A 13,709-nucleotide genomic window follows, 5' to 3' on the forward strand; every position below is an offset into this window, starting at 1 on the left:
TTTAGCTGATACACCGCATTCGGGAGCAAGCCCCCTCCCACAAAGGCCCCTTTCACACGGGCATTGGTTACTGAATAATTACAGCAACTCAAAGCTCTGCTGCGTCACATCCTGCGAATCCAGGCCGATCTGCACGTTGAACTTGCCAGGCTCGGCCGCGTACTTGAGCTGGGCGTTGTAGAACTTCAGGTCATCCTCGGTGATGGTGAAGTGCACGACTTTCTGTTCGCCGGCCTTGAGCATGACTTTCTGGAAGTTCTTCAGTTCTTTCACCGGGCGAATCATCGAACCGGCGACGTCCTGGATGTACAGCTGCACCACGGTTTCGCCGTCACGTTTGCCGGTGTTTTTCAGGGTGACACTGGCATCGAGCTTGCCGGTCTTGTTCAGCGTGGTTGACGACAGCGCCATGTCGCTCAGCGTGAACTGGGTGTAGCTCAGGCCGTAACCGAACGGGAACAGGGGACCGGTGGTGTCATCGAAATACTGCGAGGTGTAGTTGCCCGGCTTGCCCGGCGTGAACGGCCGGCCAATGCTCAGGTGGTTGTAGTAGGTCGGGATCTGGCCCACGGAACGCGGGAAGGTCACCGGCAGTTTGCCCGACGGGTTGTAGTCGCCGAACAGCACATCAGCGATGGCGTTACCGCCCTCGGTGCCGCTGAACCAGGTTTCCAGAATCGCATCAGCCGACTGGTTCTCTTCGAGGATGGTCAGCGGACGGCCGTTCATCAGCACCAGTACCAGCGGTTTGCCGGTGGCTTTCAGGGCACGGATCAGCTCGCGCTGGTTTTCCGGGATGTTCAGGTCGGTGCGGCTGGAGGATTCGTGGGACATGCCACGGGATTCGCCCACAGCGGCGACGATCACGTCGGCGTCCTTGGCCGCTTTCACCGCTTCGTCGATCAACACGTTGGCCGGGCGCGGATCATCGACCACTTCCGGGGCGTCGAAGTTGAGGAAGTTCAGGTAATCCAGCACCTTCTTGTCGCTGGTGATATTCGCGCCACGGGCGTAGATCAGGTTGGCCTTGTCGCCAATCACCGAGCTCATGCCGTCGAACAGCGTCACCGATTGCGCCGGCTTACCGGCCGCCGCCCAACTGCCCATCATGTCGATCGGCGCCTTGGCCAATGGACCGACCAGCATGACTTTCGCGTCTTTCTTCAGCGGCAGGGTTTCGTTCTGGTTCTTCAGCAGCACCAGGCTGCGGCGTGCCACGTCACGGGCCTCGGCGCGGTGCAGACGGCTTTCGGCGTAGGTGTCGGCCGGATCATCCTCGGCCTTGCCGATGCGCAGGTACGGGTCCTTGAACAGGCCCATGTCGTACTTGGCGGCGAGCACTTCGCGCACGGCGTTGTCGATGTCTTTCTGCTCGATCTCGCCGGACTTGAGCAGCCCCGGCAGCTCTTTGCCGTACAGGGTGTCGTTCATGCTCATGTCGATGCCGGCCTTGATCGCCAGCTTCGCCGCTTCACGACCGTCAGCGGCCACGCCGTGCTTGATCAGCTCGAAGATCGCCCCGTGGTCGCTGACGGCCAGGCCCTTGAAGCCCCAGTCCTTGCGCAGCAGGTCGTTCATCAGCCAGGTGTTGGCGGTGGCCGGAATGCCGTTGATCGAGTTCAACGCCACCATCACCCCGCCGGCACCGGCGTCGATCGCCGCGCGGTACGGTGGCAGGTAGTCCTGGTACATCTTCACCGGGCTCATGTCGACGACGTTGTAGTCGCGCCCGCCCTCGACCGCGCCATACAGGGCGAAGTGCTTGACGCTGGCCATGATGCTGTCAGCCGCGCTCGGCGTGTCGCCCTGATAGGCCTTGACCATCACTTTGGCAATGCGCGAGGTCAGGTAGGTGTCTTCACCGAACCCTTCGGAGCTGCGGCCCCAGCGCGGATCGCGGGAGATGTCGACCATCGGCGCGAAGGTGATGTCGAGGCTGTCGGCCGCGGCTTCCTTGGCGGCAACGCGCCCGGACTGGCCGATGGCGTCCATGTCCCAGCTCGATGCCAGGGCCAGCGGAATCGGGAAAATCGTACGGTGACCGTGGATCACGTCGTACGCAAAAAACATCGGAATCTTCAGGCGACTGCGCATCGCCGCGTCCTGCATCGGACGGTTTTCCGGGCGGGTGATCGAGTTGAACGTACCGCCGATGTTGCCCGCAGCGATCTCTTTGCGGATCAACTCGCGGGGCATTTCCGGGCCGATGCTGATCAGGCGCAACTGGCCGATCTTTTCATCGAGGGTCATTTGTTTCATCAGATTGCTGATGAACGCGTCCTTGTTTTCCAGGGGTACCGGGGTCGTGGCGGCCAATACTTGATGACTGGCCAGGCTGACGAACAGGCCCAGCAAACACAGCTTCTTCATGAATATTTTTCTCAAGGGCCCAAGCGGCAATGCAATGCCGGCCAGCCAAAAGTTAGGGAGCGACTATTGTTGTTCGGGTGCAGGCTCAAAATGACCGAGCCAAAAACGCCCGCCGACACTCGGCTGCGTTTGCGCAGGGCCTCTTTTTAGCCCATCGGCCCGTTGCAATCCAGTGGCGCGGCCGATTATGCCCCAACCGCTGATGCAGAAGGTTTCACGGTCGGTTTTTTATGAAATATGCCAGGGAGCATCACTTTGATGAATGTCAGTCCAACCTACCGCTCGCGTCTGCAGGTCGCCACGCTGCTGGTGCTTGCCACGTTGTTGACCGCGTGCGGCATCAACAATATCCCGACCCTCGATGAACAGGCCAAGGCGGCCTGGGGTCAGGTCCAGAACCAGTACCAGCGTCGTGCCGACCTGATTCCCAATCTGGTGGAAACCGTCAGAGGCTATGCCAAGCATGAAGAAGCAACCCTGACTGCAGTGGTCGAGGCGCGGGCCAAGGCGACGTCGATCCAGGTCGATGCCAGCACCCTCGACAATCCGGAAAAACTCAAGCAGTTCCAGCAGGCTCAGGATCAGTTGAGTGGCGCGCTCAGCCGTTTGATGGTGGTCTCCGAGCGTTATCCGGACCTGAAGGCCAACCAGAATTTCCTTGCCCTGCAATCGCAGCTCGAAGGCACGGAAAACCGGATTGCCGTGGCGCGGCGCGATTTCATTCTGGCGGTGCAGAAATACAACACCGAGATCCGCACGTTTCCCGGGCGCCTCTGGCACAGCGTGATGTACAGCGACCTGCCGATTCGCGAAACCTTCGAAGCCACCACCCCCGGTGCGGAAAAGGCCCCGGAAGTGAAGTTCTGATTCGAGGTTGCCCATGCGTTTGTTGAAGATAGGCCTGGTGCTGATGCTCTGGCTGTTCGCCGTCAGCGCCCGGGCCGAGTTGACGTTCCCGGCGCTGAGCGGGCGGGTGGTGGACGAGGCGCAGATGCTCGAGCCGTCGGTGCGCGCCCAGTTGAGCCAGCAATTGCAGGCTCACGAGCAAGCTACCGGCGAGCAACTGGTGGTGGTCACGGTGCCTGATCTGCAGGGCACCACCATCGAGGATTACGGCGTACAACTGGGCCGGCACTGGGGCATCGGCCAGAAAGACAAGAACAACGGCGCGCTGCTGATCGTCGCCCGGGACGAGCGCAAACTGCGCATCGAAGTCGGTTACGGGCTGGAAGATCGGCTGACCGATGCACAGAGTTCGGTGATCATTCATCAAGTGATCACCCCGGCGTTCAAGGCCGGCAATTTCAGCAAGGGCATCAGCGACGGCGTTGCGGCGATGCTGGTGGTGCTCGGCGGCAATCCTCTGGACGAACCGTCGACGGTGTACGAGTCGAGCGGCGATCCGCAGAGCGATTTTGTCTCGCGTCATCCGCTGTTGTTCGTTTTTCTGGTGGTGTTGTTCATCCTGACCGTGTTTGTCTGCCAGATGCTCGGTATCCTTCCCGCCGGCCGTGGCGGCTCCGGAGGCGGGGGCGGTTTCGGCGGTGGTGGATTTGGCGGTGGCGGTGGAGGCGGGGGCTTCAGCGGCGGCGGGGGCAGTTTCGGCGGCGGCGGTTCGTCCGGCGGCTGGTGAACACACAACAATAATGATCAGGCATTTTTCGACATGGCATTACTGAGCGAACACGAACAACGCAAAGTCGCCGAGGCGATCGCCCGGGTCGAGCGCGACACCGACGCCGAACTGGTCACCGTGCTGGCGGCCCGCGCCGATGACTACGCGTACATTCCGCTGCTGTGGGCCAGCCTGCTGGCGCTGCTGGTACCGGGCATCGTCCATTATCTGACTGGCTGGCTGACCATGCACAGCCTGTTGCTGGTGCAATGGGGCCTGTTCATCGTCCTGTGCCTGCTGTTTCGCCTGCCGAAGATCACCACCCATCTGATCCCGCGCCGCGTGCGCCACTGGCGCGCATCGAATCTGGCGCGGCGACAGTTCCTCGAACAGAACCTGCACCACACCGTCGGCAGCACCGGGATGCTGATCTTTGTCTGCGAGGCCGAGCGCTACGTGGAGATTCTGGTGGACGAGGGGATTTCCCGGCGGCTGGACAACAAGAGCTGGGACGCGATCGTCGCCGCGTTCACCGAGCAGGTGCGGCAGGGGCGCACGCTCGAGGGCTTTGTCACCTGCATCGAGGCCTGTGGGGAACTGCTCAAGGTGCACGTGCCGGTGACGCAGGTGAGGAATGAATTACCCAATCGGTTGGTGGTGCTGGCCTAGAAGCCCCTCACCCCAGCCCTCTCCCGGAGGGAGAGGGAGCCGACCGAGATGTCTTGCGCTCGACATCGGCCTGAGAAACCGAGTCGATTATGGATTCAAAGGCACTCTTTCAAGTCGGTGAACCTCTTCAATATCCCCCAATCAGTCCCCTCTCCCTCCGGGAGAGGGTTAGGGTGAGGGCGCTTTTAAAGCCGTTGGGTAAATAAGAACGTGTCCCCAACCCCCATCCCCCCTAAAATACTCGCCATTCCCGTTTCGCCCCGCCCGAGGCCGCTTGTTCATGTCCGTTACCGCCCCATCCGCGCCGTCTGCCAAACCCGCGCCCGATCATCACGCCCAGTTCATCGAGCTGCTGCAAACCAGCCTCGAACACAACGGCTTCATCAAACTGGTGCTGGCCAAGTACGTGGGTGAAGAGGCGGATCTGCAGCGGATCATCATCAAAGCGGTGACGGTCAAGGCGCAGCCACACCTGTCGTTTGTCTATCGCTACAAGACCCGCGACATCACCAAGAATCTGCCGCTGAGCGAAGGCGTGGCGGTGATTGCCGAGCTGTTGCCGGCCGCGTTCAAGAATGCGCATCTGCTGACCGTGACCGACGAAGCCCAGCTCGAATACAGCAAAAAGGGCAAGAGTTCACTGTTCAAGAGCAAACCTCAGCAATTGCGTGAAGCGCCGTCCGCCGAGCACAACCGTGAGAAAAACCGTTTTCTGGACTTGAGCCGACCGTTCCTCAAGGATCTGGGCGTGACCAACGCGCAGCATGAGCTGATCCCGGCGATGTCGCGCAAGTGGAAGCAGATCAACAAGTTCATCGAAGTCTTCAGCCACGCGCTGACCTCGTCACCGCTGGCGCTGGACAAACCGGTGCGGGTGGCGGACTTCGGCTCGGGCAAGGGTTACCTGACGTTCGCCATCCACGATTACCTGCGCAACACGCTCAAGGCCGAAGGCGAAGTCACCGGCGTCGAGCTGCGCGAAGAGATGGTTAACCTGTGCAACGCCGCCGCGGCCAAGTTGGAACACCCGGGCCTGGTGTTCAAGTGCGGTGACGTGCGCAGCGTGGCACCGAGCGAACTGGACGTGATGATCGCCCTGCATGCCTGCGACATCGCCACCGACTACGCGATCCACACCGGCATCCGCTCGGGCGCGTCGATCATCATGTGCTCGCCGTGCTGCCACAAACAGATCCGCCTGCAGATCCAGAGCCCGGCGCTGCTCAAGCCGATGCTGCAATACGGTCTGCACCTGGGCCAACAGGCGGAAATGGTCACCGACAGCCTGCGTGCACTGTTCCTCGAAGCCTGCGGTTACGAGACCAAAGTGTTCGAATTCATCTCGCTGGAACACACCAACAAGAACAAGATGATTCTGGCGGTGAAACGCGCCGAGCCGGTGGACCCGGCTCAGTTGCTGGTGAAGATTGCCGAGTTGAAGGCGTTCTACAACATCAGCGAGCACTGTCTGGAAACGCTGCTGCGTTCGGATGGCTACCTCTGATCCTGTGGGAGCGGGCTTGCTCGCGAAAGCGGACTGACAGTCAACGATGATGTCGACTGTTACGGCCCCTTCGCGAGCAAGCTCGCTCCCGCATTTGATTTTACTGCGGTCTTGCGCCCGAGCATCACCGTTGCGATCACCCCGCAGGCAAACACCCAAGTGATCGGCTCGACATGTTCACCAAAGAACAGCGCCGAAAACGCGATGGTGAAAAAGATCTGCAGCAACTGAATCTGACTGACCCGCGCGATCCCGCCCATCGCCAGCCCGGCGTACCAGGCGAAGAAGCCGAGAAACTGTGAGAACAGTGCCACGTAGCCGAAGGCCCACCAGGCCTTGGCTGACACTGCACCGTGATGCTGCAGCGCCAGATACAAGACTGGCCCGATCAGCAGCGGCGTCGACAGCACCAGCGCCCAGCAGATTACCTGCCAGCCGCCCATTTCCTTGGCCAACCGGCCACCTTCGGCATAGCCCAGACCGCCGACGGCAATCGCGCCGAGCATCAACAAGTCACCGGCCTGAATGCTCCCGGCTCCGGTGTACAACGCGTAGCCGAGCACCAGCGCACTGCCCAGTGCGGCGCAGGCCCAGAAGGCTTTCGATGGGCGTTCATGGGACAGCCACGCCGCATACAGCGCCACGCACAGCGGCTGCAAACCGTTGACCAGCGCGCCGTGGGACGCCGGCAAGGTCTGCATGGCCCACGCCGACAGCACCGGGAAGCCGAGAATCACCCCGGCGATCACCAGGCTCAGGCCTTTGATCTGCTGCCAGCTCGGCCACTTCTCGCGTCGCCATAACAACAACGCTGCCGCGGGAATCGCCGCGAACAGCGCGCGGCCGAGGCCGTTGAGCAGCGGATGCAGTTCCTGCACCACGATCCGGGTGAAGGGCAGGGTCAGGCTGAAAATCACAACCCCGAGCAGGCCGAGGGCCATGCCGGTGTTTTCGCGCGAGGACATGTGAGTGACCAGAATTGAAGGTGACAGGGAGGTGGCTTCATCTAGCCATAAACCGGGCGGGTCGGGCTGTTACAGCTAGGCACAGACTTAGGCGTACAGTTTGCGGACGCTATCGCGAGCAGGCTCACTCCTACAATTGGAATGCATTCCCCTGTAGGAGTGAGCCTGCTCGCGAAGAACGATAACGCGGTCTTCGAGGTAGTAGCCGGTTGTTACCCGGCCCAACCGATAAGGTCTACCTTGAATACTCCTGCAAGCCCATTCCCAGAGGAGTCCTCCCCATGGCCGCGAAAAAAATCCTGATGCTGGTCGGCGATTACGTCGAAGACTACGAAGTGATGGTGCCGTTCCAGGCCTTGCAAATGGTCGGTCACACCGTGCACGCGGTGTGCCCGGACAAGGCTGCGGGCAAGACCGTGCGCACTGCGATCCATGACTTCGAAGGCGACCAGACTTACAGCGAGAAACCGGGTCACCTGTTTGCCCTCAACTTTGATTTCGCCAAGGTCGCCGAGGCCGATTACGACGCGCTGCTGATCCCCGGCGGACGAGCGCCGGAATATCTGCGCCTGAACGAAAAAGTTCTGGAGCTGGTGCGCGCCTTCGACAAGGCTGGCAAACCGATTGCCGCTGTGTGCCACGGCGCGCAGTTGCTCGCGGCGGCGGGTGTTCTGGAAGGTCGCGAATGCAGCGCCTATCCGGCCTGTGCGCCGGAAGTACGCCTGGCCGGTGGCACGTTCATCGATATCCCGGTGACCGACGGCCACGTTCAAGGCAATCTGGCGACTGCGCCAGCGTGGCCTGCGCATCCGAACTGGCTGGCCGGTTTCCTCGGCCTGCTCGGCACCAAGATCACCCTGTAACGAGGATCCGCCGATGTGCGAGCTCTACGTCAAGGCCGACCCGATTCTCTACGAATCCCGCTCGCGTTCGTTGCGCATCTGCGGCGTGGTGACGACGCTGCGCCTGGAAAACCAGTTCTGGGACATCCTCAGCGAAATCGCCGAAGTCGATGGCATGACCACCAATCAACTGATCGCCAAGCTGTATGAAGAAGTGATGGATTATCGTGGGGAGGTGGTGAATTTTGCTTCGTTCCTGCGGGTGAGTTGTACGCGCTATCTGAGTCAGCGGCGGGTGACGGAGCCGCAGTTGTCGGTGGTGCGGGCGGGGGTGAAATAGCTGATTGCGAGTCGCCCCCTTCGCGAGCAAGCCCGCTCCCACAGGTTTCTCAGGTGCTCACAAGTTTTGTGGCCGCTGAAGAACCCTGTGGGAGCGGGCTTGCTCGCGAAGAGGCCATTACAGGCGACAGAAATCTCGGGCTGGTCTTTACTCACTGGCGCAAAACCTTTCAACCGCCAAGGAGAAACGAGCATGTCCGGATGGTACGAAGTGAGCAAAAGCAGCAACGGCCAGTTCAGGTTTGTGCTGAAGGCCGCCAACGCTGAAACCATTCTCACCAGCGAGCTCTACACCACCCGCGCGGCTGCCGACAGCGGCATTGCTTCGGTGCAGACCAATAGCCCGCTGGATGAACGCTACGAGAAGAAATCGACGAAGGATGGCCACCCATACTTCAACCTCAAGGCCGCCAACCATCAGATCATCGGCAGCAGCGAGTCGTACTCCACGGACGCCGCGTGCGCCAAAGGCATCGCCAGCGTCAAGGCCAACGGGCCGAGCAAAGTGATCAAGGACAAGACGTTGCCGGTGCTTTGAAATAACTCCACGACTCAGTCGCCAAAACAATGGCGACTGAATTCTGGCTATGTGCCACTACATCGCTTATCCTTCGCGACCAATCCATGGAAGGGGCGGCGTTCAATACTCTTTCGTGTGTTTTTCAATGTTTACGCGAGAGTTTTTCCTTTGATGATTCGCTTTTTCGCTGTTCTGACGGCGCTGCTCGGCCTGAGCGGTTGCTACAGCATGTCACCCACCCACATTGACGATGAACTCAAGCCAACCGCCGATTCCGGCGTGGCTTATGTGGTAGGTGTGGTCGGCATCTGGCCCAAGACGAGGTTTTCAGCCAAGGAACAAATGCTGATGATCCGTAAGCGTGGAAGCGATGATTTCGCCACTGCACGCCTGCACAACGAGTTTTACGCCCGAACCGAGCGAGATGTACGCGAGACCGATCACGGCATCGGCACGTTGTTTGTGATGCCGCTCAAACCCGGTCGTTACGAGATCTACAACGTGCGTTTCGATCATGGGCAGTCGGTGACGTGGAGCCGTGAAGACTTCACCATCGGCATGCAACTCGAGGCGGGCAAGGCTTATTACATCGGCGATTTTCGCGCCGGGTGCCTGATCGGTCTTCAGCTGTCATGCCTGTTCCTGCACAGCGATCATCTTGAACGTGATGCGGCGCTGGTTCGTGCCAAATACCCGCAAGTACCAGGATTGCAGCGTCTGGACATGCCGAATCTGGACACCGCCACGCCGTTCATTCGCGAAGAAAACGGCCCCAGCGCCTCTGTCTATAAAGCCATGTTGTCAGGAAAACTCTAATGCGCCTCAAGCTTCTGTTTCTGGGATTGCTCATGTTGCTGGGTGGTTGTCAGGCGACCCACAGCCTCAAGGCCCCCGACGTCGACTACAGCCAGCAACTGCCGGCGATCAACGTCAATGTGCTCGGTCTGCCGAGCTGGATGTTGCGAGACGAACTGCGTCGGCGCGGCACTTTCGACGAAGTTCGCGCCGGTCGAAGCGAGGATGGCTACAACGTTCTGGTAGTCGCCAACAGCGATGTCGGCGCGCTTCAGCCTCAGTTGTTCCTGAGTGCCTTCACGCTGTTCCTGGTGCCGGTACCGGTGAGCTTCGACAGCACAGTGGTGTTCAGTCTCAGCCATGGCAAGGAGATACTGGGTGTCTATGCCGTGCACAATCACACTGAATCCTGGCGGGGCGCCTTTAACGCCTCGGGCGGGCAGTTCGAACATGTGCGCTTGATCACTGACACGTTCATTGCGCAGGTCCTGAAGGATCAGCCCTTCCACCGCGAAGCGATGAAGCACGCCGCCAGTCTTTGACCGACAGGCAGGAAAAATCCCGCCCGGAGTGTTCCGGGCGGGATTTTTTTCATCAGCGCAAAACGTCGAGCAGCGCTTTGAGGTGATGTCTGCCGGTGTCACTCAACGGGAACACTGGCAACCGGGGATCGCCGACCTCCAGCCCCGTCTCGCGCAGTCCGGCCTTGATCGTCGCTGGCAAACCGCCCTTGAGAATGAAGTCCAGCAGCGGCAACTGGCGGTAGAACAACTCACGTGCCCGAACCAGATCACCGGCCAGCGACGCCGCATACAAATCCAGATTCAGCTGCGGTATCAGGTTTGGCGCGGCGGTGCACCAGCCTCTGGCGCCGGCGGCAAACGCTTCCAGCGCCAGCGGATTGCAGCCGTTGTAGAACGGCACCTGGCCTTCACCGAGTAATTGCAGCTTGTGCATGCGTTGAATGTCGCCGGTGCTCTCCTTGACCATGGTCACGTTTTCCACGCCATTGACGATGCGCAGAATCAGCTCGACCGACATGTCGGTGCCGCTGGTGGCCGGGTTGTTGTAGAGCATGATCGGCACACCGACGCTGTCGCCGATGGCGCGGTAGTGCGCGAGGATTTCCGCTTCAGTCAGCTTCCAGTACGACGCTGGCAGCACCATCACCACGTCAGCGCCGTGGGCTTCAGCGAAGCGTGCGCGGCGTACGGCTTTGGCGGTGGTCAGGTCGGACACGCTGACGATGGTCGGCACCCGTTTGGCTACGTGCTTGATGCTGAACTCGGCGACCTGATCCCACTCGGCGTCGCTGAGGTAAGCGCCTTCGCCGGTGCTGCCGAGCGGGGCGATGGCATGGACGCCGCTGTCGATCAGACGATCGATCGATTGGCCGAGCGCCGGCAGATCGAGGCCTTCGCCGTGGGTGCCGAACGGGGTGATGGTGTAGCCGATGATGCCGTGAATATTGGACATGATGAGTCTCCGGAAAAAGCTGAAATCAGTTCAGGCAATCGGCGTGTTGGCGCAGGTTCTGCCGGGCGTAGTAGTTGAAAGCGGCGGCGTGGCGTTTGGGTTTCGACACCCAGTCATGGGCCTCGCGCCCCAGCGCCGGAATGATCGGTTTGATCGTCCCGGCGGCCATTGCCAGCAGTTGCAGTTTGGCGGCGCGCTCGATCAGTTGGGCGATGACACAGGCTTCTTCGATCGTGCTGCCGGTCGACAGCTGGCCGTGGTGCGACAGTAGAATCGCGCGCTTGTCGCCCAGCGCACCGGCGATCAGTTCGCCCTCTTCGTTGCCCACGGGCACGCCCGGCCAGCCTTCGAGAAACGCACAGTCGTCGTACAGCGGGCACAGGTCCATGTGGGAAATCTGCAGTGGCACCTCCAGCATCGACAGCGCGGCAATGTGCGTCGGGTGCGTGTGGATGATGCAGTTCACGTCCGGCCGGGCGCGATAGACCCAGCTGTGGAAACGGTTGGCCGGGTTGGCCATGCCGTGGCCTTCGAGCACTTCCAGGTCTTCGTTGACCAGCAGCAGATTGCTCGCGGTGATTTCGTCGAAACCCAGGCCCAGTTGTTGAGTGTAATAGGTCCCCGGTTGCGGGCCGCGAGCGGTGATCTGCCCGGCCAGACCGGAGTCATGACCGCTCTCGAACAGGATCCGGCAGGTCAGCGCCAGCTTTTGCCGGTCAGTCCACGTATTATCCGCCAGGGTGTTTTGCATCTGGGTCAGCGCTTGCTTGACCAGTTGCGCTTTGGGTAGTGCTAATGTCTTGGCCATGTCGGTGTCCTTTGGGTGATTGCAAATGACACTAAAGAGCCTATATGACACAAAGTGTCATAAGCAAGCATCAATCGTCGTTTCCTTGATGGAATAACTGCTGCGCATGTCTATCCGTTTGAAATTATTGAGAAAAAAACTTGGGGTAACACTTGAGGCGCTGGCCGAAAAATCCGGCATGACCAAGAGTTATCTGTCGAAAGTCGAGCGCGGGTTGAACACCCCGTCGATTGCGGCCGCGCTGAAACTGGCGAAGGCGCTGAACGTGAAGGTCGAGGAATTGTTCTCCGAAGACAACGTCAGCCTCGACAGCTATAGCCTGGTACGCAGCCACGAACGCCAGTCACTGGCGGCCAACGATCAGAGCCCGGGGTATGCGGTGCTGGCGCATCAGGTCAGCGAACGCAACCTGCTGCCGTTCATCATCTACCCGCCGCGCGAGTTCACCGACAAGACCTTCAAGGAGCACTTGGGCGAGGAGTTTCTGTTCGTCCACGAAGGGCTGGTGGAAGTGGATTTCATGAACGAGCGGGTGCTGCTGGAGCGTGGCGATGCGCTGCACTTCAATGCGCAGAAGCCGCACCGGATCAGATCGGTGGGCGAGGTGCAGGCGCAGTTGCTGGTGGTGGTGCACAGCAGCGAAGAATGAGTTGGCCCCAAAAGCTTCGCGAGCAAGCTCGCTCCCACAGTAGTTCGCGTTCCAATGTGGGAGCGAGCTTGCTCGCGAAGGCGTCAGTCCGGTTACATCAAACCTCGACCGGCACCGAAAGCTTCGGATCCCCCAACGCATGCGTCTTCGCATCAAAAAACCGCAACGCAATCCCGGTGCCCTCGAACACCTTGGCGTAATGGCGTTTCTGATGCTGAATGAACGCCGCACTGCGCGGATAGATCGAGATCGCCACGCTCGCCGGTTTCGCCAGGCGCAGCGCCCTGACGATGTGAGCATCCTGCTCGCCCAACGCATGCCCGAAGATGCACAGGTTCTGCGCGTGGCCCAATAACTGCTCATAACAGAACGACAGATAATCCGAGCTGCGAATAGTCTTGAGCTTGTCCGCGCTCGGCCCTTCGTTGACGAACAGCGGCACGTCGTCGAGGGTCTTGATCGTGTTGTTGATCGCAAAACTGCCGAGCAGGGTGCCCTCGGTCGAGGTCAGTTTGCGCGCGGTGCCGTCCTGATTGCGCACCAGGTGCAGACCGCCGTGCAGGTACAGCAGACGCGGTTTGGCGCTGCTGCTTGCGCTCAGATCGAAACTGGCGTCGGGGCCGTTGAACAGATCGTCGAGCGCCTCGCTGCGGTGCTGGATCGCCCAATAGTTGAGCAGGTCGTAATTGGTGGTGAACACCGTGCGATAACGCGCCAGTTCTTCATTGAGCGTGGCCAGGGTCGAGGCCTGTACCAGGCGCCAGGGAATGTGCACGGCGTGTACGGTGTTGATCAGCGCTTCCTTGATCGCGTAGTAGCGATTGCGCGGTGCGGCCGAACTGACGGCCAGGGCCTTGTTGACCCGGCTGGTGGTTTTCAGCGCACCGAGCACCTGCTCGAAGCTGCGCGTCTGCATCGCGTCGAACACGCTCAGTTCCGACGGGCTCAGCGGTTTCTCCTCCACGGTGCGCGCGTTTTCGAACAGCGAGTCGTAGCCGAAATCGTCCCACACCGCGCGACTGGCGCCATTGCCCACCAGCAGACCGTTGAAGTCGGCGGTGGCGCGCAGGGCGCTCCAGTCTTCGAGGGTGGCATCGACGTCCAGAAAATCGGTCATTGCGTGGGCAGTCTCAAAACAAAGGGCGGATGGACGGCGA

Annotated in this window: 15 protein-coding genes; 10 read left to right on the forward strand and 5 right to left on the reverse strand. The window is 60.4% G+C overall.

Features of this window, described 5'->3' with window-relative positions:
• Window positions 1-78 precede the first annotated feature (78 nt).
• Window positions 79-2,370 carry a beta-glucosidase BglX gene (gene bglX, locus ACOYXI_RS25970; protein WP_098967613.1) on the reverse strand — a complete coding sequence of 764 codons (2,292 nt, stop codon included), beginning with the start codon at window positions 2,368-2,370 and terminating at the stop codon, window positions 79-81.
• A 258-nt stretch (window positions 2,371-2,628) separates the two neighbouring features.
• Here bglX and ACOYXI_RS25975 point away from each other — a divergent pair, with 258 nt between their 5' ends.
• The 4 genes from ACOYXI_RS25975 (at window position 2,629) to ACOYXI_RS25990 (ending at window position 6,158) form a co-directional block, all read left to right on the forward strand.
• A complete protein-coding gene (locus ACOYXI_RS25975) occupies window positions 2,629-3,237 on the forward strand; it encodes a LemA family protein (RefSeq protein ID WP_007963199.1) in 609 nt (202 codons plus the stop codon).
• 13 nt (window positions 3,238-3,250) lie between these two features.
• The gene (locus tag ACOYXI_RS25980; RefSeq protein WP_461675458.1) at window positions 3,251-4,003 is read left to right on the forward strand and encodes a TPM domain-containing protein; all 753 of its coding nucleotides are present in this window, start codon (window positions 3,251-3,253) and stop codon (window positions 4,001-4,003) included.
• 33 nt (window positions 4,004-4,036) lie between these two features.
• Window positions 4,037-4,654, forward strand: coding sequence for a TPM domain-containing protein (locus ACOYXI_RS25985; RefSeq protein WP_210557927.1), 618 nt, complete (start codon window positions 4,037-4,039; stop codon window positions 4,652-4,654).
• 280 nt (window positions 4,655-4,934) lie between these two features.
• Window positions 4,935-6,158 (forward strand): class I SAM-dependent methyltransferase, encoded by a 1,224-nt coding sequence (locus ACOYXI_RS25990; protein WP_098967616.1) that lies wholly within the window; start codon window positions 4,935-4,937, stop codon window positions 6,156-6,158.
• Window positions 6,159-6,217: 59 nt separating this feature from the next.
• Here ACOYXI_RS25990 and ACOYXI_RS25995 read toward each other — a convergent pair whose 3' ends face one another.
• Window positions 6,218-7,123 carry a DMT family transporter gene (locus ACOYXI_RS25995; RefSeq protein WP_098967617.1) on the reverse strand — a complete coding sequence of 302 codons (906 nt, stop codon included), beginning with the start codon at window positions 7,121-7,123 and terminating at the stop codon, window positions 6,218-6,220.
• A 281-nt stretch (window positions 7,124-7,404) separates the two neighbouring features.
• Between ACOYXI_RS25995 and ACOYXI_RS26000 the strand changes: the two genes are divergently transcribed.
• The 5 genes from ACOYXI_RS26000 (at window position 7,405) to ACOYXI_RS26020 (ending at window position 10,161) form a co-directional block, all read left to right on the forward strand.
• Complete coding sequence (locus ACOYXI_RS26000; protein ID WP_095138502.1) at window positions 7,405-7,986, forward strand: DJ-1/PfpI family protein; 582 nt, start codon at window positions 7,405-7,407, stop codon at window positions 7,984-7,986.
• A 13-nt stretch (window positions 7,987-7,999) separates the two neighbouring features.
• Window positions 8,000-8,305, forward strand: a complete 306-nt coding sequence (locus tag ACOYXI_RS26005; protein WP_098967621.1) for a ribbon-helix-helix domain-containing protein — start codon at window positions 8,000-8,002, stop codon at window positions 8,303-8,305.
• A 192-nt stretch (window positions 8,306-8,497) separates the two neighbouring features.
• Window positions 8,498-8,842 carry a YegP family protein gene (locus tag ACOYXI_RS26010; RefSeq protein ID WP_098967622.1) on the forward strand — a complete coding sequence of 115 codons (345 nt, stop codon included), beginning with the start codon at window positions 8,498-8,500 and terminating at the stop codon, window positions 8,840-8,842.
• Between the two features lie 153 nt (window positions 8,843-8,995).
• The gene (locus ACOYXI_RS26015) at window positions 8,996-9,640 is read left to right on the forward strand and encodes a hypothetical protein (RefSeq protein WP_098967624.1); all 645 of its coding nucleotides are present in this window, start codon (window positions 8,996-8,998) and stop codon (window positions 9,638-9,640) included.
• Entirely contained in the window at window positions 9,640-10,161 is a 522-nt protein-coding gene (locus ACOYXI_RS26020; RefSeq protein ID WP_098967625.1) for a hypothetical protein, read from the forward strand. Before ACOYXI_RS26015 ends, ACOYXI_RS26020 begins: the two co-directional genes overlap by 1 nt.
• Window positions 10,162-10,213: 52 nt before the next feature.
• Here the strand turns inward: ACOYXI_RS26020 and ACOYXI_RS26025 are convergent, their stop codons facing one another.
• Window positions 10,214-11,098 (reverse strand): dihydrodipicolinate synthase family protein, encoded by an 885-nt coding sequence (locus tag ACOYXI_RS26025; RefSeq protein WP_461675583.1) that lies wholly within the window; start codon window positions 11,096-11,098, stop codon window positions 10,214-10,216.
• A 22-nt stretch (window positions 11,099-11,120) separates the two neighbouring features.
• Entirely contained in the window at window positions 11,121-11,903 is a 783-nt protein-coding gene (locus ACOYXI_RS26030; protein ID WP_135295124.1) for an aldolase, read from the reverse strand.
• A 106-nt stretch (window positions 11,904-12,009) separates the two neighbouring features.
• On the opposite strand from ACOYXI_RS26030, the gene ACOYXI_RS26035 reads away from it, so the two are divergent.
• Window positions 12,010-12,552 carry a helix-turn-helix domain-containing protein gene (locus tag ACOYXI_RS26035; protein ID WP_135295125.1) on the forward strand — a complete coding sequence of 181 codons (543 nt, stop codon included), beginning with the start codon at window positions 12,010-12,012 and terminating at the stop codon, window positions 12,550-12,552.
• A gap of 97 nt (window positions 12,553-12,649) precedes the next feature.
• Here ACOYXI_RS26035 and ACOYXI_RS26040 read toward each other — a convergent pair whose 3' ends face one another.
• A complete protein-coding gene (locus ACOYXI_RS26040; RefSeq protein ID WP_461675459.1) occupies window positions 12,650-13,669 on the reverse strand; it encodes a DUF4917 family protein in 1,020 nt (339 codons plus the stop codon).
• Between the last annotated feature and the right edge of the window lie 40 nt (window positions 13,670-13,709).

This window comes from Pseudomonas sp. G3-19, from assembly GCF_054855875.1.

Excerpts from the sequence above, each read along its gene's own strand:
- bglX (WP_098967613.1), bottom strand. The coding sequence starts at position 2,370 with ATGAAGAAGCTGTGTTTGCTGGGCCTGTTCGTCAGCCTGGCCAGTCAT.
- ACOYXI_RS25975 (WP_007963199.1), top strand. The coding sequence starts at position 2,629 with ATGAATGTCAGTCCAACCTACCGCTCGCGTCTGCAGGTCGCCACGCTG.
- ACOYXI_RS25980 (WP_461675458.1), top strand. The coding sequence starts at position 3,251 with ATGCGTTTGTTGAAGATAGGCCTGGTGCTGATGCTCTGGCTGTTCGCC.
- ACOYXI_RS25985 (WP_210557927.1), top strand. The coding sequence starts at position 4,037 with ATGGCATTACTGAGCGAACACGAACAACGCAAAGTCGCCGAGGCGATC.
- ACOYXI_RS25990 (WP_098967616.1), top strand. The coding sequence starts at position 4,935 with ATGTCCGTTACCGCCCCATCCGCGCCGTCTGCCAAACCCGCGCCCGAT.
- ACOYXI_RS25995 (WP_098967617.1), bottom strand. The coding sequence starts at position 7,123 with ATGTCCTCGCGCGAAAACACCGGCATGGCCCTCGGCCTGCTCGGGGTT.
- ACOYXI_RS26000 (WP_095138502.1), top strand. The coding sequence starts at position 7,405 with ATGGCCGCGAAAAAAATCCTGATGCTGGTCGGCGATTACGTCGAAGAC.
- ACOYXI_RS26005 (WP_098967621.1), top strand. The coding sequence starts at position 8,000 with ATGTGCGAGCTCTACGTCAAGGCCGACCCGATTCTCTACGAATCCCGC.
- ACOYXI_RS26010 (WP_098967622.1), top strand. The coding sequence starts at position 8,498 with ATGTCCGGATGGTACGAAGTGAGCAAAAGCAGCAACGGCCAGTTCAGG.
- ACOYXI_RS26015 (WP_098967624.1), top strand. The coding sequence starts at position 8,996 with ATGATTCGCTTTTTCGCTGTTCTGACGGCGCTGCTCGGCCTGAGCGGT.
- ACOYXI_RS26020 (WP_098967625.1), top strand. The coding sequence starts at position 9,640 with ATGCGCCTCAAGCTTCTGTTTCTGGGATTGCTCATGTTGCTGGGTGGT.
- ACOYXI_RS26030 (WP_135295124.1), bottom strand. The coding sequence starts at position 11,903 with ATGGCCAAGACATTAGCACTACCCAAAGCGCAACTGGTCAAGCAAGCG.
- ACOYXI_RS26035 (WP_135295125.1), top strand. The coding sequence starts at position 12,010 with ATGTCTATCCGTTTGAAATTATTGAGAAAAAAACTTGGGGTAACACTT.
- ACOYXI_RS26040 (WP_461675459.1), bottom strand. The coding sequence starts at position 13,669 with ATGACCGATTTTCTGGACGTCGATGCCACCCTCGAAGACTGGAGCGCC.